17 protein-coding genes are annotated in these 24009 nt (G+C 60.8%); 13 read left to right on the top strand and 4 right to left on the bottom strand.

Annotation, left to right across the window (positions count from 1 at the left end; translation table 11 throughout):
* The coding region (locus KDL09_RS16615) for a Gfo/Idh/MocA family oxidoreductase (protein ID WP_294387475.1) at window positions 1–885 on the bottom strand (885 nt) is incomplete at its 3' end.
* 122 nt (window positions 886–1007) lie between these two features.
* On the opposite strand from KDL09_RS16615, the gene KDL09_RS16610 reads away from it, so the two are divergent.
* The 11 genes from KDL09_RS16610 to KDL09_RS16560 all read left to right on the top strand — a co-directional run bounded on the left by KDL09_RS16610 (window position 1008) and on the right by KDL09_RS16560 (window position 17584).
* Window positions 1008–1544 (top strand): sigma-70 family RNA polymerase sigma factor, encoded by a 537-nt coding sequence (locus tag KDL09_RS16610; RefSeq protein WP_294387473.1) that lies wholly within the window; start codon window positions 1008–1010, stop codon window positions 1542–1544.
* Window positions 1541–3133, top strand: a complete 1593-nt coding sequence (locus KDL09_RS16605; protein WP_294387466.1) for a LamG-like jellyroll fold domain-containing protein — start codon at window positions 1541–1543, stop codon at window positions 3131–3133. The genes KDL09_RS16610 and KDL09_RS16605 overlap by 4 nt, the downstream gene beginning before the upstream one ends.
* Window positions 3134–3152: 19 nt before the next feature.
* Window positions 3153–5918 (top strand): PSD1 and planctomycete cytochrome C domain-containing protein, encoded by a 2766-nt coding sequence (locus KDL09_RS16600; RefSeq protein WP_294387465.1) that lies wholly within the window; start codon window positions 3153–3155, stop codon window positions 5916–5918.
* A gap of 14 nt (window positions 5919–5932) precedes the next feature.
* On the top strand, window positions 5933–7330 hold the full coding sequence (locus KDL09_RS16595) for a DUF1501 domain-containing protein (RefSeq protein WP_294387463.1): 1398 nt from the start codon (window positions 5933–5935) through the stop codon (window positions 7328–7330).
* A gap of 27 nt (window positions 7331–7357) precedes the next feature.
* Window positions 7358–8257, top strand: a complete 900-nt coding sequence (locus KDL09_RS16590; RefSeq protein WP_294387462.1) for a kappa-carrageenase — start codon at window positions 7358–7360, stop codon at window positions 8255–8257.
* A gap of 33 nt (window positions 8258–8290) precedes the next feature.
* A complete protein-coding gene (locus KDL09_RS16585) occupies window positions 8291–9910 on the top strand; it encodes a sulfatase (RefSeq protein ID WP_294387460.1) in 1620 nt (539 codons plus the stop codon).
* 54 nt (window positions 9911–9964) lie between these two features.
* Window positions 9965–10705: a hypothetical protein gene (locus tag KDL09_RS16580; RefSeq protein WP_294387457.1), complete on the top strand. Its 741-nt coding sequence runs from the start codon at window positions 9965–9967 to the stop codon at window positions 10703–10705.
* 8 nt (window positions 10706–10713) lie between these two features.
* Window positions 10714–13149 carry a DUF1592 domain-containing protein gene (locus KDL09_RS16575; RefSeq protein WP_294387452.1) on the top strand — a complete coding sequence of 812 codons (2436 nt, stop codon included), beginning with the start codon at window positions 10714–10716 and terminating at the stop codon, window positions 13147–13149.
* A 15-nt stretch (window positions 13150–13164) separates the two neighbouring features.
* The gene (locus KDL09_RS16570) at window positions 13165–14427 is read left to right on the top strand and encodes a DUF1552 domain-containing protein (protein ID WP_294387450.1); all 1263 of its coding nucleotides are present in this window, start codon (window positions 13165–13167) and stop codon (window positions 14425–14427) included.
* A 49-nt stretch (window positions 14428–14476) separates the two neighbouring features.
* The gene (locus KDL09_RS16565) at window positions 14477–16858 is read left to right on the top strand and encodes a DUF1592 domain-containing protein (protein ID WP_294387447.1); all 2382 of its coding nucleotides are present in this window, start codon (window positions 14477–14479) and stop codon (window positions 16856–16858) included.
* 114 nt (window positions 16859–16972) lie between these two features.
* Complete coding sequence (locus tag KDL09_RS16560; protein ID WP_294387446.1) at window positions 16973–17584, top strand: redoxin domain-containing protein; 612 nt, start codon at window positions 16973–16975, stop codon at window positions 17582–17584.
* A gap of 60 nt (window positions 17585–17644) precedes the next feature.
* On the opposite strand, the gene KDL09_RS16555 is transcribed toward KDL09_RS16560, so the two are convergent.
* Window positions 17645–19177: a hypothetical protein gene (locus KDL09_RS16555; protein ID WP_294387443.1), complete on the bottom strand. Its 1533-nt coding sequence runs from the start codon at window positions 19175–19177 to the stop codon at window positions 17645–17647.
* An 82-nt stretch (window positions 19178–19259) separates the two neighbouring features.
* Here KDL09_RS16555 and KDL09_RS16550 point away from each other — a divergent pair, with 82 nt between their 5' ends.
* Window positions 19260–20693 carry a PhoPQ-activated protein PqaA family protein gene (locus tag KDL09_RS16550; protein WP_294387440.1) on the top strand — a complete coding sequence of 478 codons (1434 nt, stop codon included), beginning with the start codon at window positions 19260–19262 and terminating at the stop codon, window positions 20691–20693.
* Window positions 20694–20743: 50 nt separating this feature from the next.
* Window positions 20744–21526 carry a deoxyribose-phosphate aldolase gene (gene deoC / locus KDL09_RS16545; RefSeq protein WP_294387437.1) on the top strand — a complete coding sequence of 261 codons (783 nt, stop codon included), beginning with the start codon at window positions 20744–20746 and terminating at the stop codon, window positions 21524–21526.
* 7 nt (window positions 21527–21533) lie between these two features.
* Here the strand turns inward: deoC and KDL09_RS16540 are convergent, their stop codons facing one another.
* Window positions 21534–22220 (bottom strand): response regulator transcription factor, encoded by a 687-nt coding sequence (locus tag KDL09_RS16540; RefSeq protein ID WP_294387434.1) that lies wholly within the window; start codon window positions 22218–22220, stop codon window positions 21534–21536.
* Between the two features lie 37 nt (window positions 22221–22257).
* Window positions 22258–23664, bottom strand: a complete 1407-nt coding sequence (locus KDL09_RS16535) for a PAS domain-containing protein (protein ID WP_294387432.1) — start codon at window positions 23662–23664, stop codon at window positions 22258–22260.
* Window positions 23665–24009: the final 345 nt, after the last annotated feature.

Genomic DNA, 24009 nt, shown 5'->3' with positions numbered 1-24009 from the left:
GGCGAAATGGAAGATGATGTGCGATGCCGGGGCGGTGTAGGCGCGGTTCTCCCACTTCTCCTGCTCCACGACTTCCACCTTCTCCGGCATGCCGAGTTGCAGCGCCCAGAAGGGCGCGTCGAGGCAGTGGCAGCCGATATCGCCCAGGCCTCCGCAACCGTAATCCCACCAGCCACGCCAGAACTGCGGCAGATATTCCGGACTGTAGTCGCGTGGCGCCACCGGCCCCTGCCACAGATCCCATGAGAGACCTTCCGGCACGGGCGCCGTCTTCGCAGCCTGCGTGGGCGGAGGATTGATGAAACCGACTTTGCCCTTGGGGCGATCCGTCCAGCAGTGCACCTCCTTCACCTCGCCGAGCACACCGGCTTCGAACCATTCCTTCACGAGGCGGATGCCCTCCCAGCAGTGGCCCTGGTTGCCCATCACCGTCTGCACGCCGTATTTCTTCGCGGCCTTTTGCAGCGTGCGCACCTGCCAGATGTTATGCGCGAGCGGCTTCTGCACAAAGAGGTGCTTCTTCGCCTCCATCGCCGCCATGGCGGCCGGGAAATGGATGTGATCCGGCGTGGACACGAGCACCGCATCGATCTCACTGCCCTTTTTGTCGAGCATCTCGCGGAAGTCGGTGAACTTTGGCACCTTGGGATGCTTCTTCGCGATCTCAGCCGCGCTGCGCCCGCCGAGTTCGCGCCAGTCCACATCGCAAAACGCCACGATCTCCTCATCGCGCGATCCGCTCACCGCGCCATTCCCCATCTGCCCGATGCCGACGCAGGCGACGCGGATTTTCTGTTTCGAATCAGCTGCTCGAATAATGTTCGGTCCGGCGAAGGCGGTGAGGGCGGCGGTCTTGAGAAACTGGCGGCGGGGGTGGCGGTTCATGGCCGTGGTAACGACGGATCGACGGCCACCTTGCCCAAGTTTTCCGACGACTGCATGACGGGTGAATTATTCCCGGGGATGTTAACCTTTCTGCCAACGGGGCATTTGGTTATGTTCCCGCCATGTCCGAACCTTCCAACGAGAGCGCCTTTGTCGCGCAGTTAACCGACATCCAGATGCCGTTGCGGCTCTATGTTCAGTCGTTGCTGCCGGGGGACTCGTCGGCGCATGATGTGGTGCAGCAGGCGAATGCAACGCTGTGGAAGAAGCGAGAGGATTTCACGCTCGGGACGAACTTCAAGGCCTGGGCGTTCAGCGTGGCGCGCTACGAGGTGCTGAACTATCGCAAGCAGCAGGCACGGGATTCGCGGCTGGTGTTCGGTGAGGAACTCGAGCAAATCTTCGCCGAAGACCTCGCGGAGCGAGATGATGACACAGAGCGTCGGCATGAGGCGCTGAAGGGCTGTCTGGAAAAGCTTCGCCAGCAGGATCGCGAGCTGCTGCTGCATCGCTACACCGCGACGGCAGGAACGCTGGATGACTTCGCGGAGCGCATGGGCCGGAGCGTCGGCGGCCTGAAGGTGTCGCTGCACCGGCTGCGCAACGCCTTGCTCGGCTGCATCGAGAAACAACTTGGAACGACGGAGGCCCGGCCATGAACCATCAGGAACGCAATCAGCTCATCGATTCCTTGATCGAAGGCGACATCAGCGAGGCGGACTTCGTGCGGCTTGAGGCCGAGTTCTCCGTCGATAAAGAAGCCCGCCAGGCCTACTACGACCGGCTCACACTGTCGGCGATGCTCACCACAGCGGCGAATGCGCCATCGCCAACGATGCGTAAGCCCGTGCAATTATCGTCGCGGCGTTGGATTCCTGCATTTGCTGCGATGGCTGCGACAATCGTGGCTTTGCTCGCCGTCACGGGCGTGTTGCTGAAGTCGCGCCGGGACAACTCCGTCGCCAGCGTTCCCACCGAGCAGAAGGCCAGTGGCTTTGCGGTGCTCGCAGGTCAGGCTGACGCGGTTTGGGCAAATCAAACGTCGCTCGCGGATGGCGCGCTGCTGCCTGCGGGTTCGCTGAGTCTCGCTTCGGGCGTGGCGCAGATCGAATTGTTCAGCGGTGTGACGGTCATCGTGGAAGGAACGGCTGAGTTTGAGATCGTGTCGCCCATGGAGATGAGCGTGACTCGCGGCAAGGTGCGCGCCCGCGTGCCGGAGCCCGCGCATGGTTTCCGCATTCACACTGCCGAAGGCGAAGTGGTGGACCTCGGCACCGAGTTCGCGCTGAACATCTCCGACAAGCAATCCGAGGTGCATGTGCTGGATGGCGAGGTCGAATGGCATCCTCGCAGCAAAGCAATGCGTCGCATGGAGAAAGGCGAAGCACTGCGCTGGGGTACCGACGGCAAAGGCGCCGACCTGACCGCCGATTCCGCTAAATTTATCGGCATCGCCGAGATGAACGAGAAACTCGCCGCCACACGCAAGGCACGTCACGAAAACTGGCAGCGCTTCAGCGACAATCTGCGGCGCGATCCGCGGCTGGTGGCCTACTATCAGATGGGATCGACCGAAACACGCCGGCTACCCAATGAAGCGACCAATGATGCGAGCATGGTCAGCGAAGCCGCGATCGTCGCCGCGGCCCGCGTGGAAGATCGCTGGGGCAGGTCCGGCGCAGCGCTGGATTTCAGCCCGACAGGCAGCCGCGTGCGAGTAAATGTGCCGGGCGAGCATGCGTCGCTCACGATGTTCACCTGGGTGAAGATCAACAGCCTCGACCGTCTCTTCAATTCGCTGTTTCTGACCGACGGCCACGACTTGGGCGAGCCGCACTGGCAGATCACGAATGACGGACGGCTGTTTTTCTCGGTGAAGAAATTCGAAACGCAAGACAAGGCCGGTCGCAGGCCCGACAAACACAACTTCTACTCGCCGCCGTTCTGGAATGCTGCACTGAGCGGGCAATGGATGATGCTGGCGGTCGTGTATGACGTCGAAACCAAACGCGTGAACCATTACCTCAACGGCAAAGCCATCCACAGCGAGGCAATCCCCGACGAGTATCTGGTGGAAACAGTCCACATCGGCGCCGCCTCGATCGGCAACTGGAGCGAACCCGCCTACCGCAAAGGTCCCGAGTTCGCCGTGCGCAATCTCAACGGCAGCATGGATGAGTTCGCGCTGTTCGATGCAGCACTTACCACGAAGGAAATCGCCGACATTTACGAACATGGAAGACCCTAAGCCTGGCTCATTGCTTCTCGTGCTCCTCGCATTGAGCACGATTCACGTCGCAGCAGCTGACCCCACGAATGCTGAACGCCTGTTCACCCTCAAGGTTGGTCCTCTGCTCAAAGAAAAATGCGACGGCTGCCATGGCGGCGACACGGAGAAGATCAAAGGCGAGTTCAAGACACTGACCCGCGACGATCTGCTCAAGGGCGGCGAGACGAAGAGTGACGTGCTCGTGCCGGGCGACGCGAAGAAGAGCTTTATCATGACCAGCGTGCGCTGGCTGGATGAGGACTATGAGATGCCGCCGAAGGAGAATGACCGGCTGACGAAGGAGCAGATTCAATACCTCGAAGAATGGATTCAAGCAGGTGCTCCCTGGCCCGATGAGGCAAGGCAGGAGGCCATTCGCGTGGCCGAAGCCAAACGCAAGGTGACCGACGAAGGCGTTATCCTCAAAACATCGGGCGGTCTGTCGGGTGAGTGGACGACACGACGCTACAAACCGGAGGATGTGTGGGCATTCCAGCCGGTCGTGAAGCCGCAACTTGACCTCAAGCCAAACGAGAACGCCATCGATCACCTCATTCGCGAGAAACTTGCGGCTGCCAAGGTCGAGCCCGCGCCACCTGCCGATGCCCGGAGCCTAATCCGGCGTATCAGCTTTGATCTGATCGGACTGCCACCGACACCGGAAGAAGTGGAAGCCTTTGTCAAAACCCACGCGGCGAATGCTTCGTCTGCGATCGCGGAACTGACGGACCGTCTGCTCGCTTCACCACATTACGGTGAGCGCTGGGCACAGCACTGGCTCGATGTCGCGCGCTACGCCGACACCGGCGGCATGTCGAACGACTACGAACGGTCGAATGCCTGGCGCTACCGCGACTACGTCATACGTGCCTTCAACAACGACAAGCCGTACGACCAGTTCGTGATGGAACAGATCGCTGGCGACGAACTCGCAGCCAACCAAGAACCAGGAACCAAGAACTCAGAACAATTGATCGCCACCAGCTTCCTGCGCATGGGCCCCTGGGATCCGGCGATGGTGAAGAACAATGAAGCCCGGCAGCTCTACCTCGACGACGTCGTCAACTCCGTCGGCCAGACCTTCCTCGCCACGACGATGCGGTGCTTCAAATGTCACGATCACAAGTTCGATCCGCTGCCGACAAAGGACTACTACCGCATCTACGCGACCTTCGCTGGCACGCAGATCGCCGAACGTCCCGCGGACTTCATGCCCGAGGAAAACTGTGAGGGATTCGACGAAGGCCGCGCCCATGTGCAGCGCCTGCTCGACTTCGCCAAGGCGGAGGAAGCCAAGCTCGTGAACAAGCGCGAAACCGCTGCGAGGAACTGGTATGCGGAGAACAAGCTGCCCTACAAAAACGAGGCCGACCGGAAGGACGATCCGGATGAGATGAAGCCCATCCGCCATGTCGGCCTCAGCATCGAGGAGCAGGGACAGCTCAAGGTGCGCGAGCAGGACGTGTGGATCTGGACACGCCGGCTGGAACGTTACGAGCCGATGGTGCAGAGCGTTTACAATGGCCCCGATCCAAAGTTCCTGAACGCACGGAAGTTGCGCATGCCGGACAAGGTTCAAGCGAACTGGAAACCGCAGAGTCATATCCTCACCGGTGGCTCGCTCGAAGCTCCCGGCGAAGAAGTTGGTCCGGGCGTGCTCAGTGCGCTGCGCGTTCCCGTGGGTTCGATCGAGACTGATCCCTACCTCATTTCCGAAGAGCTCAGCGGTCGCCGGCTTGCACTGGCGAAGTGGATCGTGCATCCGCAGAATCCGCTCACCGCACGCGCCATCGTGAACCGCATCTGGCAGCATCACTTTGGCAAGCCGATCGCAGGAAACCCGAACAGCTTCGGCGTCAAAGGTGCCAAGCCCACGCATCCCAAACTCCTCGACTGGCTGGCCGCCGATTTCGTGGAGCATGGCTGGAAGATCAAGCGCCTGCATCGGATGATCATCTCGTCGCAGACCTATCAGCAGAGCACTCTCCATCCGCAGAATGAGAAACTGCTCAACGAGGACCCAAACAACGATCTCTTTGCTCACTATCCGGTGCGCCGGCTCACCGCCGAAGAAATCCGCGATGCGATGCTCGCGATCACCGGCGAATTGAATCCGAAGCTCGGAGGGCTGCCGGCGATGCCGGAAATGAATATGGAGGTGGCGCTGCAACCCCGCATGATTCAGTTCTCGCTCGCCCCCGCCTACCAGCCATCGCGCACGCCAGAGCAGCGGAACCGCCGCAGCATCTATGTGTATCGCGTCCGCGGCCAGGCCGATCCCTTCCTCGAAGTCTTCAATCAGCCGATGCCGAACGACTCCTGCGAAATGCGCGATGCCGCCTCCGTCTCGCCGCAGGCCTTCACGATGATGAACAGCGACCTTGTGACCGACCGCTCCATCGCGTTCGCCGTTCGGCTCGAGAAGGAAGCCAAAACACTCGAGCAGCAGATCGACCGCGCCTTCGAACTCACCTTTGGTCGCGCTCCCACCATCGCAGAGCGGGAAAAAATGGCTGGCTATGTGATTCAGATGCGCGCCTACCACGACGGCACGACGCCAAAACCCGTCACTTACCCGACGCAGATCACGCGCTCGCTCGTCGAGGAGTTTTCCGGCCAACCCTTCGACTACGAGGAGATTCTTCCTGCCTACGAGAAGTACGTCCCGGACACCAAGGCCGCCGATGTCGCTCCCGGCACCCGCGCCCTCGCGGATCTGTGCCTGGCGCTCTTCAACTCGCATGAGTTCATGCACATTTACTAACCGACTTCTCCGACATGAACGCCTCGATCTTCACACCGCCCTCCCGCCGCGATTTTCTCTACGGCCTCGGAGCCTCGCTCGGGTCTGTCGCATTCTCCGACATGATTGCGAAGGAGGCCGCCGCTTCACCGCTTGTGCCCAAGCAGCCCATGCTACCTGCGAAGGCGAAAAACGTCATCATGCTGTTCATGGAAGGCGGGCCCGGCCACATGGACACCTTTGATCCCAAACCGACGTTGACGAAGTTGCACAAGAAGGAGTCGAAGAGCACGCGCGGTCTGGAGACCGGATTCAAGTTCTATGTCGGCAGTCCCTTCAAGTTCCGCAAAGTCGGGCAGAACGGCATCGACATGTGTGACCAGTGGCAGCACATGGCCGATCCCGTCGTCGCGGACGAATTGTGCAACTACCGCGGCTGCATGGCGGAGTCGCTCAATCATCCCGAGGCGCTCTTTCACATGAACACAGGCAGCCGACTCGGAGGCGATCCCGGCCTCGGCGCCTGGGCCACCTACGGTCTCGGCACCGTGAACCAAAACCTGCCCGGCTACGTCGTCATGACCGAGCTTGCCCTGCCGCAAGGCGGACCCGGCAACTGGACCAACGGCTTCCTGCCCGCCTACTACCAAGGCACGCGCCTGCGTCCGGAGGGCTCGCCGATTCTCGACCTGCCGTCGCAGTCGTTCAAAGACCGCAGGCACCAGCGTCAGTTCATCGATCAACTCGCCTTTCTCAACGAGCAGCACAGCGCGCGTCATCCCGAGCACGCCGATCTCGCCGCGCGCATGGAAAGCTACGAACTCGCCTATCGCATGCAGATGGAAGTTCCCGAAGTCATGGGCATCGATTCCGAACCGGAGCACATCAAACAAATGTATGGCCTCGACCAGAAGGACACCGCACCCTTCGGCCGCCAGTGCCTCATGGCCCGGCGTCTCGTCGAGCAGGGCGTTCGCTTCGTGCAGATCTTCTCCGGCGGCTGGGACAGCCACGACTACCTCGAAAACGGTCACACCGCCCGCATCAAGAGCGTGGACAAACCGATGGCCGCGCTCATCAAAGACCTCAAGGCCCGAGGCATGCTCAACGACACCCTCGTCATCTGGTGCGGCGAGTTCGGCCGCACGCCCGACAACAACAAGCGTGGTGGCGTCTATTCGCTCGGTCGCGGTCACAATGCCGACGCCATGACCATGCTCCTAGCCGGCGGCGGCGTGAAACCCGGCATCGTCGGCGGCACGGATGAAATCGGCGCCAAAGCCGTCGAGTGCGCCCACCCGATTCGCGACTTCCACGTCACGCTGCTTCACCTGCTCGGTCTCGACGACAACAAGCTCACCTATTACCACGCCGGCCGCTACAAGCAGCTCAGCCAGTTTGGAGGGCAGGTGATCAAGGAGTTGATTGGTTAGGTTGTCCCCGGCTTCATTCTTCCAATCATGAACACTGCCCCTCTCTCACGCATAAGTCTCCTCCTTTTCGCCACTCTGGCAATACTTCGTGCAGACCCGGTTCAATCAAACGCGTCAGGGCCGCTCGGTCAGACCGGCCCATGGGTGCCTAAGCCTGCGTTTTCTGACGAGTTCGACGGAGCAGAAGTCGATGCCCGGAAGTGGACCACGAAGGTCGCAAGCTGGGGGCCGTGGACCTGGGATGAGAAAAATGTGGTTCAGAAAGACGGGAAACTGATTCTGCGCATGGACTACGAGGAGCACACTCGAAAGAACGGCCAGCCTCTGTTTTACACGTCCGGCATTTTCCGTTCCAAGCTGAAGCGGACTTATGGCTACTACGAGGCACGGATCAAAGGTTGCAGCCTCTTCCCCGGAGCATGTCCTGCGTTTTGGATCTACAGCGATGGCAAAGCCACAACGGGCGAGGTGCGCTATTGCGAAATCGATTTCGTCGAACTGCAAATGAACGAACTGAATCGCGAGACCAAAGTGCGCGACACCGTCCATCAGATCGATATGAACCTGCATCTGCGACTCGCCGACAAAGACGGAAATGTGAAGTGGGTCAGGCCGGGAACAGACCCTGCGCTCTGCAAGAGCGCCTGGACCGCTCCCTGGGATCCGCGCAAAGACTTCCATGTCTATGGCTGCGATGTCACGCCTGAGAGCATCGTGTGGTATATCGACGGCAAAGAAGTCGCGAGGAAACCGAATCAATACTGGCACCTGCCGATGAACCTCACTCTTTCGCTCGGCCTGCGCCATCCGCACATCGGCTGGGTCGGGCAGGACATGAAGCCCCAGCCCCAGGCCGCGACGGCGGAGGGATTTCCCACCTCCATGGAAGTGGACTACATCCGCGTGTGGGAACGGAAAACTCAGTGATAAAAGATGGTTGCTCCCCTGCCCAACAGAATCATGAAACACTTCGCCCTTCTCCTTTCGTCATTCTGCATTCTACATTTCTCCTCCGCCGCGCCGCCGAACATCATCTACATCATGGCCGACGATCACACATCGCAGGCCATTGGCGCGTATGGAGGTCGGTTGGCGAAACTGAATCCCACGCCGACGCTCGACAAGCTCGCGGCGGAAGGAATGCTCTTCGAGAACTGCTTTGTCACCAACTCCATCTGCACACCGAGCCGCGCCTGCGTGCTCACTGGTCAATACAACCACATCAACAAGGTCTATGATCTGGGCGGCAGGCTGAAGCCGGAGAATCAGACCTTGTCCGTCGAGATGAAGAAGGCGGGATATCAGACCGCCATGATCGGCAAATGGCATCTCGAGGAGGAGCCCGCTTCTTTTGACTACTACTGCGTGCTGCCGGGCCAGGGCAAGTATCATGACCCCGAGTTCATCGTTCGCGGTGACAAGCCCTGGCCGAAGAACCTCATCAACCGCCACGGTCAGCATGTGACGGATGCCATCACGGACATCGCGCTCGACTGGATGAAGACACAGCGCGATCCGAAGAAGCCGTTCTTCCTCATGTATCATCACAAGGCGCCGCACGACATGTTCGAGTATGCCGCGCGCTATGAGGACTACTTGAAGGACGCCGACATCCCCGAGCCTGACAGCTTGTGGACGCAGCCCGCGTTCGGCTCCATCGCCACACGTGGTTATCAGGACGAACTGCTGCCCTACATCGGCACGTCCATCGGCGATCGCAATCTGCGTCGCAACTACGTGAAGGAATGGGGACACGAAAACCTGCCGACGGCGGAACAGCGCAAACGCACGGCCTACAACGACTATTTGAAGCGCTACCTGCGCTGCGTGAAGGGCGTGGACGACAGCCTCGCGATCTTCTTCGACTACTTGCGCCGTGAGGGCCTCATGGAGAACACCATCATCGTTTACACCAGCGATCAGGGCATGATGCTCGGCGAGCACGACTATCAGGACAAACGCTGGATGTATGACGAGTCACAGCGCATGCCGTTCATCATCCACTACCCGAACGGCATCAAGGCCGGCACGCGCACGAGCGCCATCATCGAGAATGTGGACTTCGCGCCGACGCTCCTCGACTTCGCCGGTGTCAAAACTCCCGAGTCCATGCAGGGCCGCAGCTTCAAAGCGATCTGCGAGACGAACATCGAGCCTGCTGACTGGAAAAAGGCCGCCTACTACCGCTACTGGATGCACATGTATCATCACGACAATCCGGGGAACCTCGGACTGCGCACGAAGGACTACAAACTCATCTTCTACTACGGCATGGGCCGCGACGACAAGTATCCGCGTACCCCGCCCGGCTGGGAGTTGTACGATCTCAAAAAGGACCCGAAAGAACTCGTGAACGTCTATGACGACCCTGCCTACGCGCAGATCGTCACCGACCTGAAGCAGCAGCTTGCCGACCGCCGCAAAGCCGTCGGCGACGACGGCAGCGACTACCCTGAAATCGAAGCCGTCATCCGGGAGTTCTGGAACTACGACGCCTCCGCCCGCGCCAAAGCCGAGCAGATGTCACACGACTACCGCAAAATGAAGGAAGCCGAAGCGGCCCGGCCGAAGGCGAAGTGAATTTCGAAGAATGCCGCAAGCTGGCCCTTCGTCCCCCGTTCTAGCACGTCCCTCATGAAAAACGCCCTGTTTGTCCTCCTCGCTGCCGCCGCTGCTTCGGCGGCCGACTTGAAGCCGCTGCTCGCGCAGCCGGACCAGGTCGTGCTGGAAAATGACTTCGCCCAGGCCGGTGCGATCAACAAGGAGCAGTGGGGGCCGCGGCAGGGCACACAATGGGTCATTGAAGACGGCGTGCTGCGCGGCAAACCGTCCACGCCCGAGTATCAGGCGAAGAAGAAGGACCACTTCGGCTACGAGCCGCGTGTCTCGTGCCCAGTCACGCCGGCGCAGTTCATCGCCAAGTTCTCGGTGCGATTCACCGGCGGCAGCGAGACGGCCGTCGTCCCCTTCATCGAGTTCGGTCATCACGTCTGCCGCATCCGCCTGACGAAGGACGGCGCGGAGGTGCTAGCGGACCATGAATCCGTGAAGGTGGCCGCATCTCAGGAACTCAAATTCGAGCCGGGGAAATGGTATCACGCGCTTGCCGAGATGAAGGGCGAGGAGTTTGTCATCCAGTTCGCCGACGGCCCCACGCTTTATGCGAAGCACGCCTGCTTCGCGAAACCGACTCCGAGCGGTGGCAGCGGCCTTGGCATCGCCGGACCGAAGGGCGGCACGGCGGAACTCGACGACGTGACGCTCTGGAGCATCAAGGCCGACGAACAGCCCGGCTGGACTGCGAAGCGTGAAGCGCTGCCGAAGTTCGAACCCGTCGAAGTCGGCAAGAAATCTGCGAAGGCGAAAGGCAAGTGACCGCATTCATGAAAGTTCGTTTCCTTCCTCTCTTCGCGGCCGGCGCCGCTCTCATCGGTGACGCATGGGCCGCTTTGCCCGATCCGCTGCCCGCCTTCCTCGACCAGCACTGCATCGAGTGTCATGATGCCGCTGTGAAGAAAGGCGGGCTCGATCTCGATGCCCTGAAGTTTGATCTCACGAACGCGGACGCCTTTCAGAGCTGGCAGAAGATCTTCGAGCGCGTGCGTGACGGTGAAATGCCGCCCAAGAAAAAGCCGCAGCCCGCGAAGGCGGACGCAGATGCGTTTCTTGCAAGCCTGAAGGCGCCGCTGGTGAAGGCGGACGCCGCCGACATCGCGACGAACGGTCGTGTGCGCAGCCGCAGGCTCACGCGCACGGAGTATGAAAACACGATTCACGACCTGCTCGGCATCGACATGCCGCTCAAGGTTCTGCTGCCGGAGGATCGTGCGTCGTATGGTTTCGAAACGGTGGCCGCGGGCCAGCAGCTTTCGCAGCATCTGCTCGCGCGTTACCTCGACGTCGCCGACATCGCCCTCACGGATGCCTTCAAGCGTGCGCTGGACGGAGACGAAACCTACCAGAAGCATCACACGCCGGAGATGCTCACCAAGAACCGCGGTGGCAACTATCGCGGCCCCGATCTGCGCGATGGGAAGAGCGTCTCATGGCCGATCACGCTGCAGTTTTTCGGACGCACGCCCACCTGGGTGCCGGACGACGGCTGGTATCGCATCACCCTGCGAAATGTTCACGCGATCAACCCCGGTGCCGACGGCACGGTGTGGGGCACGTTGCGCTCCGGGGAGTGCGAATCCAATGCGCCCATGCTCTACATGATCGGCCTCGTCGAGGCTACGAGCACGCCGCGCGATCTGGTTTACGAGGCATGGATTCAAAAGAACCACCGGCTCGAACTCAAACCCAACGACGCCACACTGCGCAAAGCGCCGACGGGTGCAAAGGGCGGCAACGTATCTTTCAAAGGTCGCGATCTCGCCAAGGAAGGCTTCGAAGGCATCGCCCACAGCGGCATCGATGTCGAACGCATCTATCCGAACGCGGATCGTGCCACGTTGCGGAAGAATCTGTTCGGCGAGGCCAATTTGCAGAACGCCGACGCGGCCACGCTCGACAAGCTCATCAACCGCTTTGCCCGCCGCGCTTTCCGCCGTCCAGTGACCGACGAGCAAACTGCCGCTTATCGCGAGATCGGTCGTCAGGCGCTCGCTGACGGCAATCCGGTGCCAGAGGCGCTGCGTGCAGCCTACCGCGCTATCCTGTGCTCGCCGCGTTTCCTCACCTTCATCGAAGCGCCCGGGCAGCTCGACGATCACGCCATCGCCTCGCGTCTCAGCTACGCGCTCTGGGTCTCCATGCCCGACTACGCGCTCATTCAGCTCGCCAACGAGAACAAGCTGCACGATCCGAAGGTCCTCTCGCAGCAGGTGGACCGCATGCTCGATCATCCGAAGGCGCAACGCTTCGTCACCAGCTTCACCGATCAGTGGCTCAAGCTGAACCAGATCGACTTCACCACGCCCGACACGCGGCTGTTTCCCGCCTTTGATCAGGTGCTGCAGGAATCCATGCTGCAGGAGACCCGTGCCTACTTCGCCGAACTGGTGCAAAATGACCTCGGCATCACGAACCTCGTCGATTCCGATTTCGCCTTCCTGAACGGCCGCCTCGCACGGCACTATGCGTCAGGCGGCCAGATTGACAGCCCGGCGAACGCTCCGAAGAACGGCAAGAAGCCCGCCTTTCAGAAATTGCCCGTCGCAGTGTCTCAAAAAATCGTCGCCTCGGAACTCGAAGTCGGAAGCGGCCTGCAAAAGGTCAAACTGGATCCCTCGTCAAAACGCGGCGGGCTGGTGACGCAGGGAGCCATCCTCAAAGTCACCGCCGACGGCACCAGCACCTCGCCGGTTGTGCGCGGCGTGTTCATCAACGAGCGCATCCTCGGCAACCGCATTCCGCCGCCGCCGCCCGGCGTGCCCGCCATCGAGCCCGACATCCGCGGTGCGACGAGCATTCGCGACCAGCTCGACAAACATCGCAACAACGAGTCCTGCGCCTCCTGCCATCAGACCATCGATCCGCCCGGCTTCGCGCTGGAAAACTACGATCCCGTCGGCGTCTGGCGCAGTGGCTACGGCAAAGGCGGTCGCGGTGGTGCGAAGGTGGACCCCTCCGGCACCACGCCCGACGGCGGCACCTTCGCCGATCTCACCACGTGGAAGCAGATTTACACCAGCCGTGCCGACCAGCTCGCCCGCGGATTCACCGACCATTTCATCACCTACGCCACTGGCGCGCCACTGCGCTTCAGCAACGAAGCCGAGCTGGAACAAGCCGTCGCCAAAACCTCCTCAAACGGGCACGGAATGCGCTCCCTGATCCGCGCGGCGTTATTAACCGGCATGTTTTTGGAAAAGTAACCGTTACCACCCGCAATGAGCACCTTCACCTTCAAGAACCACCTCTCCCGCCGTGCGATGCTACGTGGCGCGGGCATCACGCTCGGGCTTCCGCTGCTGGAAGCGATGACGCCTGCGTTTGCGGCGGTCAAGGAGAGCAAACAGGCGAAGCGCTTTGTCGGCGTGAGCATGTCGCTCGGTCTGCACAATCCGAATCTCGTGCCCGAAGGCGCCGGACGTGATTACAAGCCGTCGCGCTACCTGAAAAGCATCCAGGATCTGCGCGAGGATTTCACCGTCGTCTCCGGCTCTTCGCATCCCGGCGTCACCGGCGGTCACACGGCGGAAGGAAGCATCTACTCGGCCTGCCCGAACGCCCGCGGTGCCACCTCGCGCAACACGATCTCGCTCGACCAGCTCATGGCGAAGCATCTCGGACACGAAACGCGTTTCCCGTCGCTCGTGCTGAATACGAACTCGCAGACGAGCCCGAGCTACACCGAGAACGGCTCGATGATTCCCGCCGAAAACAGCGCCATGCGGCTGTTCACGCGCCTGTTTGTCAATGACTCGCCTGCCGAGCAGGAACGGCAGGCGGAACTCATCCGCAGCGGCCGCAGCGTGATGGACATTGTCGGTGCCGAGGCCAAATCACTCCAGCGTGAACTCGGCGCAGGCGATCGCGACAAGCTCGACGCGTGGTTCACCAGCGTGCGCGATTTGGAGCAGCGTCTCGCCTTGAACGAAGCGTGGACCCACAAGCCGAAGCCGAAGGTTTCATTGCAGCCGCCTACCAAGATCCCGCGTGACAACGAAGTCGCGGTGGATGGCATCTTCCTCGATATCATCCACATGGCGCTTGCCACCGACAGCACACGCTTCATCACGCTGCACATCACGGGCAACTCTGTACAGGGCATCGAAGGCGTGGACGAGAGCTACCACAGCCTCAGCCATCATGGCATGGACGAGGAGAAGCTCGCGCAGCTCGCGATCGTCGAGCAGGGCGTGATCAACCAATGGGGCGGCTTCCTGCGCAAACTGAAGGCCGACAAGCTGCTCAACGACACGATGGTGCTGCTCACCTCGAACTTGGGCAACGCCTCCGCGCACGATAACAAGAACATGCCCGTCCTCTTCGCCGGCGGCGGCTTCAAGCACGGCCAGCACCTCGCCTTCGACCAGAAGAACAACTACCCGCTGCCGAACCTCTACCTGAGCGCCCTGCAGCGCCTGGGCATGGAGGAGGAAAAATTCGCCACCAGCTCCGGCACGATGAGCGGGCTGGAAATGGTGTGAAGGATTCATTGGTCAGATTTCGCGGGTCTGCTTCGTTGGAGCATTGCCTATGAAGCGCCTTTGGCCCCTTCTTCTACTCTGCCAGCCCCTGTCTGCCGCCATCCCCGGCATCCAGCCGTTTCTCGACCAGAACTGCATGGACTGCCACGACGCGGAGATGAAAAAAGGCGATCTCGATCTCGCCGCTCTGTCCACCGACGGCTCCAATGCGGCGGCGCTGAAGAAATGGGTGCGCGTGTTTGACCGCGTGGCCGCAGGCGAGATGCCGCCGCCGAAGAAAAAGCAGCCATCGCAGGATGCGGTGCAGGATTTCATGGCCGCGCTCGGCGGCGATCTCGTGAAGAAGTCCAACGCGCAGAAGGGCACCGTGCTGCGCCGTCTGAACCGACGCGAGTATCAAAACACGATCAATGACCTCCTCGGTGTGAAGGTGAACATCATCGACATGCTGCCGGAAGACGGACGCGCCCAAGGCTTCGACAACATTGGCGAAGCGCTCTCCATCTCCGGCATGCAACTCCAGCGCTACATGGAGGCCGCGGAACTCGCCATCAATGCCGCGCTGATGCAGGGCGCACCGCCGGAGGTGAAACTGGAACGCGCCACGCTCGAAAGCGACCGCAACAAGGACAACATCGGCAAGCACTGGCTCAAGCGCGACGACGGCGCGATCGTCGTCTTCAACGAGGGAGGATTCCCCAGCACGGTCATCCCCAATCTGCGTGCCCGTGAGGCCGGAACCTACAAGCTGCGCGTGACCGGCTACGGTTACCAGATCGACGAACCCGTCGTCTTCGCGCTGCGCACCGGCAGCTTCAACTTCCGCAACACCGACACCGTCACGCGCAGCTACCACGAACTGCCCGTCGGAAAATCCGGCACCGTCGAGATCACGCTGCACATGCCGCAGAATCACGGCATCTGGATCAGTGCGCAGGGGCTCAACGGCCCGGATGGTCACTCCGCCGTCAAAGATGGCCCTGCCAAGTATCCAGGCGAAGGTCTCGCCCTTCAGGAAGTCACGCTCGAAGGCCCGCTCGGCGTCGAGTGGCCGCCGCGCGGTCAAAAACTGCTGCTCGGCAACGCCAGGCCGAAGGAAATCGCGCCGGACAAACCTTGGATGAAGGGCAAACCCGGCTACAAACCAAACTTCACTGTCGAAAGCACCGACCCGGTCGCCGATTCGCGACAGGCGCTGCCGGCTTTCGCTGCTGCCGCGTTCCGTCGCCCTGTCTCCGCCGCCGATGTCGAACCCTACTTCAAACTTTTCGACACTGAATTCGCCGAGAGCCACGACTTCCTCGTCGCGCTGCGCACCGCCGCTGTCGCCGTGCTTTGCTCACCCGATTTCCTGTATTTGAAGGAGCCGGCGGGCAAGCTGAACGACCAGCAAATCGCCTCACGCCTGAGCTACTTTCTCACGCGCAGCGCACCGGATGACGAATTGCTCGCCGCAAAACTCACCCAGCCCGACGTTCTTCGTGCACAAACCGAACGACTGCTCAAGGCGGATACGCTGGAACGCTTCGTCACCGATTTCACCGACGGCTGGCTCAATCTGCGCGAGATCGAGTTCACCACGCCGGACAAGCAGCTTTATCCCGAATACGACGGCCTGCTGCTCGACTCGATGCTGCGCGAAACACGCGCTTTCATCACCGAACTCATTCAAAGCAACCTCAGCGCCGCCAACATCGTCCAAAGCGATTTCGCGATGCTCAATGCACGTCTCGCGAGCCACTACGGTATTCCTGACGTGACCGGTCTGGAGCTGCGCAAGGTGAAGCTGCCGCCCGACAGCCATCGCGGCGGCGTTTTGACACAGGCCAGCGTGATGAAGGTCAGCGCGAACGGCACGAACACCTCGCCGGTTCTTCGTGGCGTTTATGTGATGGATCGCATCCTCGGCATGGAGCCGCCGCCACCGCCGCCAGGCGTGCCGGGTGTCGAGCCCGACATTCGCGGCGCCAACACGCTGCGCGAGCTGCTCGACAAACATCGCACGATGGAAAGCTGCAACGGCTGCCACAAGGTCATCGACGCACCCGGATTCGCGCTCGAAAGCTACGACGTCATCGGCGGCTGGCGCGACCGTTTCCGCAGCATCGACAAGGGCGATCAGGTAAACCTCAAGATCGAAGGGCGCCGCGTGCGCTACCGCCTCGGCCCGCCGGTAGATGCCGCCGGAGAGCTCCCGGATGGCCGAAAGTTCGCCAGCTTCGACGAGTTGCAGAAACTCCTCGTTGCCGACCAGGACCGCGTCGCCCGCTGCATCATCGAAAAGCTCCTCGTTTTCGCCACCGGCCGCCCCATGGGCTTCTCCGACCGCGCCGAAATCGACCACATCCTCGCCGCCTCCAAGGCGAAAGGCCATGCGATGCGTGATTTGATTCACGCCGTGGTTCAAAGCGAGGTATTTCACAGCAAGTGAGCCACCTCAGGCATCCGGTTGCCTTTGCGATTGACCGGGGAACCAATGAGCGTCAAGAGTCGCGCCCCGGTGCCTTTGAAAGCGCCTGTTCAACCTTCAAAACATACGACCCTCATGGAAACCGCCCCCACCTCAGTCAGCGTCGGCGCCAATGTGCCCGACTTCGCCATGGAAACCTACGAGCCAGCCAAGGGTGACTTCGGCAAGGTCTCGCTCGCCGACCTCAAGAAGGAAGGCAAGTGGACCGTCCTCGTGTTCTATCCCGCTGACTTCACCTTCGTCTGCCCCACAGAACTCGCCGACCTCGCTGACCAGCAGGACAAGCTCGCCGCGCTTGGAGCGCACGTCATCGCCGTGTCCACGGACACCAAGTTCGCTCACATGGTCTGGCGCAACACGGAAGGCCTCATGAAGAACGTGAAGTACACCCTCGCTGCCGATCCAACCGGCACGGTCAGCCGCCTTTTCGGTGTGTATGACTGTGGCAGCGGCCTGGCCCTGCGCGGCACCTTCATCATCAATCCGGAAGGCAAGCTCGTCTCCTCCGAGGTCAATTTCTACAACGTCGGCCGCAATGCCAGCGAACTCGTCCGCAAGATGGAAGCCAATGTTCACCTCATGGCCAACCCCAGCGAAGCCTGCCCGGCCAACTGGAAGCCCGGCGCCAAAACGCTGACTCCCGGCAAGGACATCGTCGGCAACGTGGCCTCCGTGCTCGCGAACTGAGCGAAGGACTAAACTTCTTTCACAGCCATGCAGACCCGATCTGCATGGCTGTTTTGTTTTTCACCACATCTCCCAGTCGCGTTTGCCCTCGAGCACCATCAGCCACATCGACGCGGCGGTGATGAGATGTGCGTAGCCGCCATTGTCTGAGAATTCGTCCCATGCGACTCCCGGCAGGGTGCTCTGGCAGCCGATGCCGGTGGGAATATAGCCGTGCTCTTTGAAAATGTTCTGCCAGGTGCGAAGGCCGCAGCCGAGTTCACGTTCGAGCCACGCTTTCACATCCCGGTGAGGACAGCGTCTTCCCGTGATGTCTTCGACGTTGATCATCACCTGATTCGCGATGCTGGCGAAATCTCCGCTCTGACTCATCGCCTGAAGCGCCCAACCGCACACCGCCATGTTCTGCGGTCCCATGCGTGATCCGATGGGCAGCGGTTTGCCATGCGGGCCTTTGCCTTGAGAAGCGTAATGCTCGGGCTTGCCATCGATGAAGTTCAGCGTCGTAAGGTCAAATCGATTCAGCCCTGGCGGCACCGGGCCGTCATCGTGATACATCTGCCAGAGCAATGGATGCGTGAAGGCGTCGAACGCGAGCTTCAGCGCGAGCGGTCGTGGCAGCGTGCCATGCTTCGCCACGCCGCCGTAGTAGAGATACATGTCGTCATCGGCAAAGCCGGGTGTGCCACATTTTTCTCCAGGTTGGAAAAACGTGACCGCTTTCGTGAAATGATTCTGGAAGATGCGCTCCGTTTCCTTGTCCCAAGCACCCACGCGCTTCATCAGATCCGCGTCTTTGTTTGTCAGCGCGCAGGCGGCCATCACATCGAAGATGTTACCACTGCCATGACGCGCGCGGCACTCCTGCAGATTCTTCGCTGCGAGTGCGCATTCGGCAGCAAGCTTCCGCTCGTTTGCATCCTGCGAGCCGCGCAACATCACCCACGCCTGCTGCACGAGGATCGCCAGGTCCTGCGCAAGATGATTGGAACTGCCATGCGACCAGCCGCTGAGACGGCATTCCGGGTTCTCCTTGCCCGCGAAGTCGTTTGTGCAGGGGAAAGCGGGGCGCTCCGTCTTCTTGTTGAGCATTTCCAGGCTCACGGATCCGCCGTTGTCCCACCAGTAAGGCACGAACCCGTTTTCACGGCCCTGCAGCAGCCATTCCTTGCTGTTTTTCCACGTGTTGCTCGCTTCTTCGCGCACATCGACCTTCTCGTCGGAGAACAGTTCCGATCCGTGGTTCAGCATCTTCAGATAAAACGGCAACTGCCATTCGACGAGCACCTGCTTGTAATGCGCGTCATCGGTGGCGCGGTGCGCGTTGACCATCGCGTTCGCGAACCACGCGCCGTCGTGCATCGTGTCGAGAGCCTCACCCTGGATGAACTGATCCGGCTGCCCGCGCTTCTTCCACCACAAGTATTCATACATCATGCCTCGCTGGGGTGAATCATCGTGCTTCATATGATGCTCGACGGCGAAATCGCAGAGCTCGCGAATGAACGACCGCGTCTCGTCCGCGGTGAAGGGTTTCATTTCGTCGGCGCGTAGAAACGCCGGGGTGATCAGGAGAAGGAGGCAGAAACGCATGGTGATCCTCAAACGTGTCAGCGGTGACGCCTTTGCACATCAATCATGGCAGAAGACAGCGCCGTGATTCGTTCAGTGAGTCATGAAACCAGCCGTCCTTATCGCCGCCATCGCCCTTTGCATCGTTCCCGCGCACGCGGACATCACCATCGGCAAATTCGACCTGGCGTCGATCCGCGACACTTCAACGTTGGAGACAAAAGTGATCATGGACTGGCATGCTAACCCGAAGGACGCGTCGATCCGTCAAAAGCTCGTCGAGATCACGGTCTGCGAGTGGTGGCCGGGCATGAAGGTGCGGATGCCGGTGACGCTGCTTGCGCCTGCGACCGGCGTCTGCACGAACGTGCTCATCGAAAACACCGGACTGCAGCCCAAACCTGCCGCCGCCAACGGTGCGAAGCTGCGACTGCTCAAGGAGCACGGCGTCGGCCTCGTCTTCATCGGCATGGTGCCAATTGATGCTATGGAGCCGGTCGGAAAACTGCATCTCATGATGGAAGAGCACTTCATTCAGACGAAAGACACGCGCTACACTCCCGCCTGGATTTGGGGCATCAGCGACATGCGCGCGCTTACCGCCGCCATCGCGGAGAAGGATGTGTTTCAACCGAAGAAGGTGCTCGCCACCGGCGGATCGAAGCGCGGTGTCGCCACCGCCGCTGCGGGCATCGCCGATGATCGTTTCACCGCCATCATGCCCGTCGTCGCGCCGGTGATTGAAAGCCCCGGCGGCCCGTATGTCGAAGGCATGATGAAGCCGGAGATCACGCAGATGAATGACGCGTTCATTGCCGCGATGACCGATCCTGTTGGCAAAGAGAAGCTGCTCATTCGTCAAAAGGCCCGCTCCGACGAACGCATCTCCGTGAAGATGGCCCGCGACGCCGGTTGGAGTGATGCGGAGATGAAAACCGCCTGCAACGCCGCATGGGAGGCCTGCCGCACCACGAATTATCTCGATGTGCTCAAACAGCGCGGCACCGAGATCTTCTACAATCAGGGCTCGAACGACAACGTCAGCCCCGGACTCGTCGAACTCGGCCGTCTCTTCCCGCAACTGCCTGTCTACATCGTGCCGGGAGGCCAGCACGGCGGAGCGAAGGAGGCCGGCTTCGTCAAATCCGTCGGCGGACTGCCCGAGGTCGATGAGAACCTCTACGCCTTCGCCACGCATCACTTCTTCGGTGCGCGTCGCATGGTGGCACCGCCGAAAGTGACGACGCAGTGGGACAAGGCCGCGCATCGTCTCTCTGTGAAGGTCGTTTTCCCTGACGGCAGCCAGCCGCAGGAGAACACGCTGTGGTGGTCGGTGAACCGTCATCCGGACTACAGCATTCAGATGGAGTTTGATCCCTGGAGTTCGGCACCGATGCAGAAGAGCGGCACCGCCACCTTCACCGGCGAAACGACCGTCGAAGGCGATGTGAAGATGCTCGATGTCATCACCGTGCATGCGCACACCGAGAACGGTTCCACGCTGACCGTGTCGAGCCCCGAGATCCGGTTGGAATAGACGTTGATTCGTTCCATTCGTGTGGAATCAGACGCCACCGCTTTCCTTCCATGAAATACAGCTACTCCGACCTCGCCAAGATGATCGATCATTCGTTGCTGCACCCGACGATGACCGACAAAGACCTCGAAGAAGGTTGCAAAATAGCCGCCAAATACCAGGTGGCCTCGGTTTGCATCAAGCCTTACGCGGTGAAGCAGGCTGTCGAGTGGCTGCGTGGATCGGGCGTGCTTGTCGGCGCGGTGATCGGTTTTCCGCATGGCAACAGCACCACCGAATCGAAGCGCTATGAGACCGAACTCGCCTGCAAGGACGGCGCGGCGGAGATCGACATGGTCATCAACATCGGCAAGGCCCTCGGTGGCGACTGGAACTACGTCGAAGCCGATGTGAAAGCAGTCTGCGACGAAGCGCACAAGCACGGCGCGAAGGTGAAGGTGATCTTTGAAAACGATTATCTCGCCAACGGTGGCGCGGGGCTTAGCAGCGACGATTTCAAAATCAAACTCTGCCAGATCTGCGAACGTGCCGGTGCCGACTGGGTGAAGACAAGCACGGGTTATGGCTTCGTGAAGCAACCCGACGGCAGCTACAACTACAAAGGCGCCACTGAGCACGATCTGGCGCTCATGCGCGCCAACGTGTCGGAGAAGGTGCAGGTGAAAGCTGCAGGTGGTGTGCGCGATCTCGACGGTCTCATCAAAGTGCGCGACCTCGGCGGCTCACGTTGCGGCGCCACCGCCACAGCGGCGATGATGGACGAGTATCGCAGGCGCGAAGCCACCGGCGACAGCGGAGAATCGTCCGGGAAGATTGGCTCAGGAGGCTACTGAGACCGGTTCAGACCGTGGCGCCACCTTCGTGTGCCTGCACCCAGCGGACGGCGTGATGGATCAGGTCCGGATTGGTCAGGATGTTGAGCTTGTCACGAATCCGCGCGCGATGCACGTCGACGGTTTTGGAGCTGATGCCGAGCATGTGGGCGATTTCCTTGGCTGTCTTGCCGCGTCCGATGAGTTCGAAGACTTCAAACTCACGACCGCTCAGCTCCTTAAGTTCGTTCGGGCGTTCCGCCGTGGCTGTCGCGGGCTGGGTGAGCACGTGCAGCAGACGCTGGGTGAGATTTCCGCTGACGTAGATGCGTCCTGCGGCGATCTCGCGAATGGCGGTGACGAGATGGTTTGGAGCCTTGCTCTTCATCAGGTAGCCCTTGGCTCCGGCGCGCAGGCAGCGTTCGGCATAGAGATCTTCGTCGTGCATCGAGAGCACCAGAATCTTCAGGTCGGGACGGCGCTGGCAGAGAAGGTGAATGAGTTCCAGCCCGCCTTTGTCCGGCAGCGTGAGATCCGTGACGACGACATCAGGGCGGAGCTCCTCCTCCAGACGGGTGGCGGTGGCCGAGTCGGGCGCCTCGCCGCAGACCTCAAGATCCTTGGCGGCCTCGATGCTGAGCGCAACGCCCTGACGCAGAAAGGGATGGTCATCCACAAGCAGCACTCGAATGAGGGGTTGTTGTTGGGATTTCATGACAGGTTTCCAGAGTTTTCCGGTCCGGCGTTGTTGTTCAGGATGTCACCGGCACGCGGCATTCGAGCTCAGTGCCTCCCGCGGCGCGTTTGCGCAAGCGCAAGGTGCCCTGAACGCTGGCGGCGCGATAGCGCATGAAGCGCACACCGCGGCCTGTGGAGTCCCCTGTAGGATGGAAGCCCCGGCCGTTGTCTGAAACACGCAGCACCACCTCGTTGTTTTCGCGCGAGAGCTCGATGTCCATCCGGGTGGCATGAGCGTGCCGGAGCACGTTGTTCAGCGCCTCCTGCGTGATGTAGTAGAGCTGGGTGCCCGCGTCACGATTCACGTCCGAGAAGTTGCCGTTGGACTGCATGCCGCAGGGCATCTTGCAAAGATCTTCCGTGGTGCGAGCCAGCCGCCGCAGCGCGCGCACCAGATCGTCACCCTCTTCCATGACAGGGCCCAGCCCGTGGGCGATGTGACGTGCGTGGTCCAGGGTCTCCTCGATCATGAGGCCGATTTTGCGTGTGGTTTCTGCTTCGCCGGACCGGTCCTCCTTCAAGCGCTGGGCGAGGGCGACCACCGCGAAATGCACGGCGCTGATTTCCTGGCAGAGGCTGTCGTGCAAGTCCTGCGCGATGTGCCGGCGTTCGTCCACGGCGACTCGCATCAGCTCGGATTCAAGATCCCGTCGTCTGGAGATGTCGCGGATAAAAGCGGTGAAGTGATCAAGGCGCGGGCTGACACCGATGGCAACCTCGATCGGAATGAGTGCTCCATTGGCATGTCGGAGCATGGATTCGCGGGGCTCGGTGGAGCGGATGTCAGGCGAGACACGTTTTGCCTCCTCGAAAAACTCGCTGAACTCCTCCACATGCGCCGTGGGCAGAAACGCGCTCAGCGACTGGCCGATGAGCTGTTCCGTCGGCAGGCCGAAAAGACGCAGCGCCGGAGGATTCGCGTTGAGGATGTGACCGACGGCATCCAGCACCAGAACGGTGTCGGGCGCACTTTGCACGGTGGATTGCAGCGCCTCCACGGTCTGGTGCAGTTCATGTGTACGCGCGCGCACCTTGGCCTCCAGCTCGGAGGTCAGTTCCCGGAGCCGCAGCTCGGTGTCCCGTTGTCGCGAGACATCGACTGTAAGCGACACGTAGCCGGTGACCTGTCCGGCGGCGTCCCGCTGCGGGGCGTAGTTGACGTTCACATGGCGGGTCGGGCCGTGTTGGTAGGCAAAGGTGCCCTCAAAATTCACCTCGGTTCCTTCAAGCACCCGTTGAATGTGGGGACGGGCGATTTGGTAAACCGCGTCACCGACCACTTCCTCGAAACGCTGACCGATCAAAGTCTGAGGATCGAGACCGAACCAGTCACGATAGGCCGCATTGCAGTAGCGATAGCGCCGTTCCAGATCGAGCACCGCGATCAGCACCGGCAGCGAGTCGGCGACCTCGGATTCCACGACCGCAGTCACATCGGACAGGATGACAGGATTCTCTGCAGGCAGAGGAGGAGCTGTCTGACCACACGAGCGTCTGACTTTTTTTGTCAGTTCAAACCCCGAAGAAGATGGTCGTGGTCGCAGCATGGCATGGTGTGAAAAACGGAGCGTTTCCAAGATGGCGAGGACACGCCGACGCACAATCATCCATGAGCGGTTTGCCCAATAAGCCTATGGCTTATGCGGGTGGCTGTTGGCGTAGTCGTTGATCGGCGAAAGGACAGAGGACATTGCAGGTTCGTCGGATGGATTCGCACAACGGTGAACCGGTATTCTGGATGGATGAAACAAACATTCCTCCAACCC

It is taken from the genome of Prosthecobacter sp. (genome assembly GCF_020439865.1).
In the GTDB taxonomy this organism is placed as follows: domain Bacteria; phylum Verrucomicrobiota; class Verrucomicrobiia; order Verrucomicrobiales; family Verrucomicrobiaceae; genus Prosthecobacter.
Note: the sequence above shows the minus strand (reverse complement) of the source record. Positions and strands in the feature narration are given on the sequence as shown.

What these genes read in the sequence shown, in the direction of transcription:
- deoC (WP_294387437.1), top strand. Translation starts at nt 20,744, where the DNA reads ATGAAATACAGCTACTCCGACCTCGCCAAGATGATCGATCATTCGTTG.
- KDL09_RS16560 (WP_294387446.1), top strand. Translation starts at nt 16,973, where the DNA reads ATGGAAACCGCCCCCACCTCAGTCAGCGTCGGCGCCAATGTGCCCGAC.
- KDL09_RS16605 (WP_294387466.1), top strand. Translation starts at nt 1,541, where the DNA reads ATGAACCATCAGGAACGCAATCAGCTCATCGATTCCTTGATCGAAGGC.
- KDL09_RS16580 (WP_294387457.1), top strand. Translation starts at nt 9,965, where the DNA reads ATGAAAAACGCCCTGTTTGTCCTCCTCGCTGCCGCCGCTGCTTCGGCG.
- KDL09_RS16585 (WP_294387460.1), top strand. Translation starts at nt 8,291, where the DNA reads ATGAAACACTTCGCCCTTCTCCTTTCGTCATTCTGCATTCTACATTTC.
- KDL09_RS16550 (WP_294387440.1), top strand. Translation starts at nt 19,260, where the DNA reads ATGAAACCAGCCGTCCTTATCGCCGCCATCGCCCTTTGCATCGTTCCC.
- KDL09_RS16595 (WP_294387463.1), top strand. Translation starts at nt 5,933, where the DNA reads ATGAACGCCTCGATCTTCACACCGCCCTCCCGCCGCGATTTTCTCTAC.
- KDL09_RS16555 (WP_294387443.1), bottom strand. Translation starts at nt 19,177, where the DNA reads ATGCGTTTCTGCCTCCTTCTCCTGATCACCCCGGCGTTTCTACGCGCC.
- KDL09_RS16565 (WP_294387447.1), top strand. Translation starts at nt 14,477, where the DNA reads ATGAAGCGCCTTTGGCCCCTTCTTCTACTCTGCCAGCCCCTGTCTGCC.
- KDL09_RS16540 (WP_294387434.1), bottom strand. Translation starts at nt 22,220, where the DNA reads ATGAAATCCCAACAACAACCCCTCATTCGAGTGCTGCTTGTGGATGAC.
- KDL09_RS16570 (WP_294387450.1), top strand. Translation starts at nt 13,165, where the DNA reads ATGAGCACCTTCACCTTCAAGAACCACCTCTCCCGCCGTGCGATGCTA.
- KDL09_RS16575 (WP_294387452.1), top strand. Translation starts at nt 10,714, where the DNA reads ATGAAAGTTCGTTTCCTTCCTCTCTTCGCGGCCGGCGCCGCTCTCATC.
- KDL09_RS16590 (WP_294387462.1), top strand. Translation starts at nt 7,358, where the DNA reads ATGAACACTGCCCCTCTCTCACGCATAAGTCTCCTCCTTTTCGCCACT.
- KDL09_RS16610 (WP_294387473.1), top strand. Translation starts at nt 1,008, where the DNA reads ATGTCCGAACCTTCCAACGAGAGCGCCTTTGTCGCGCAGTTAACCGAC.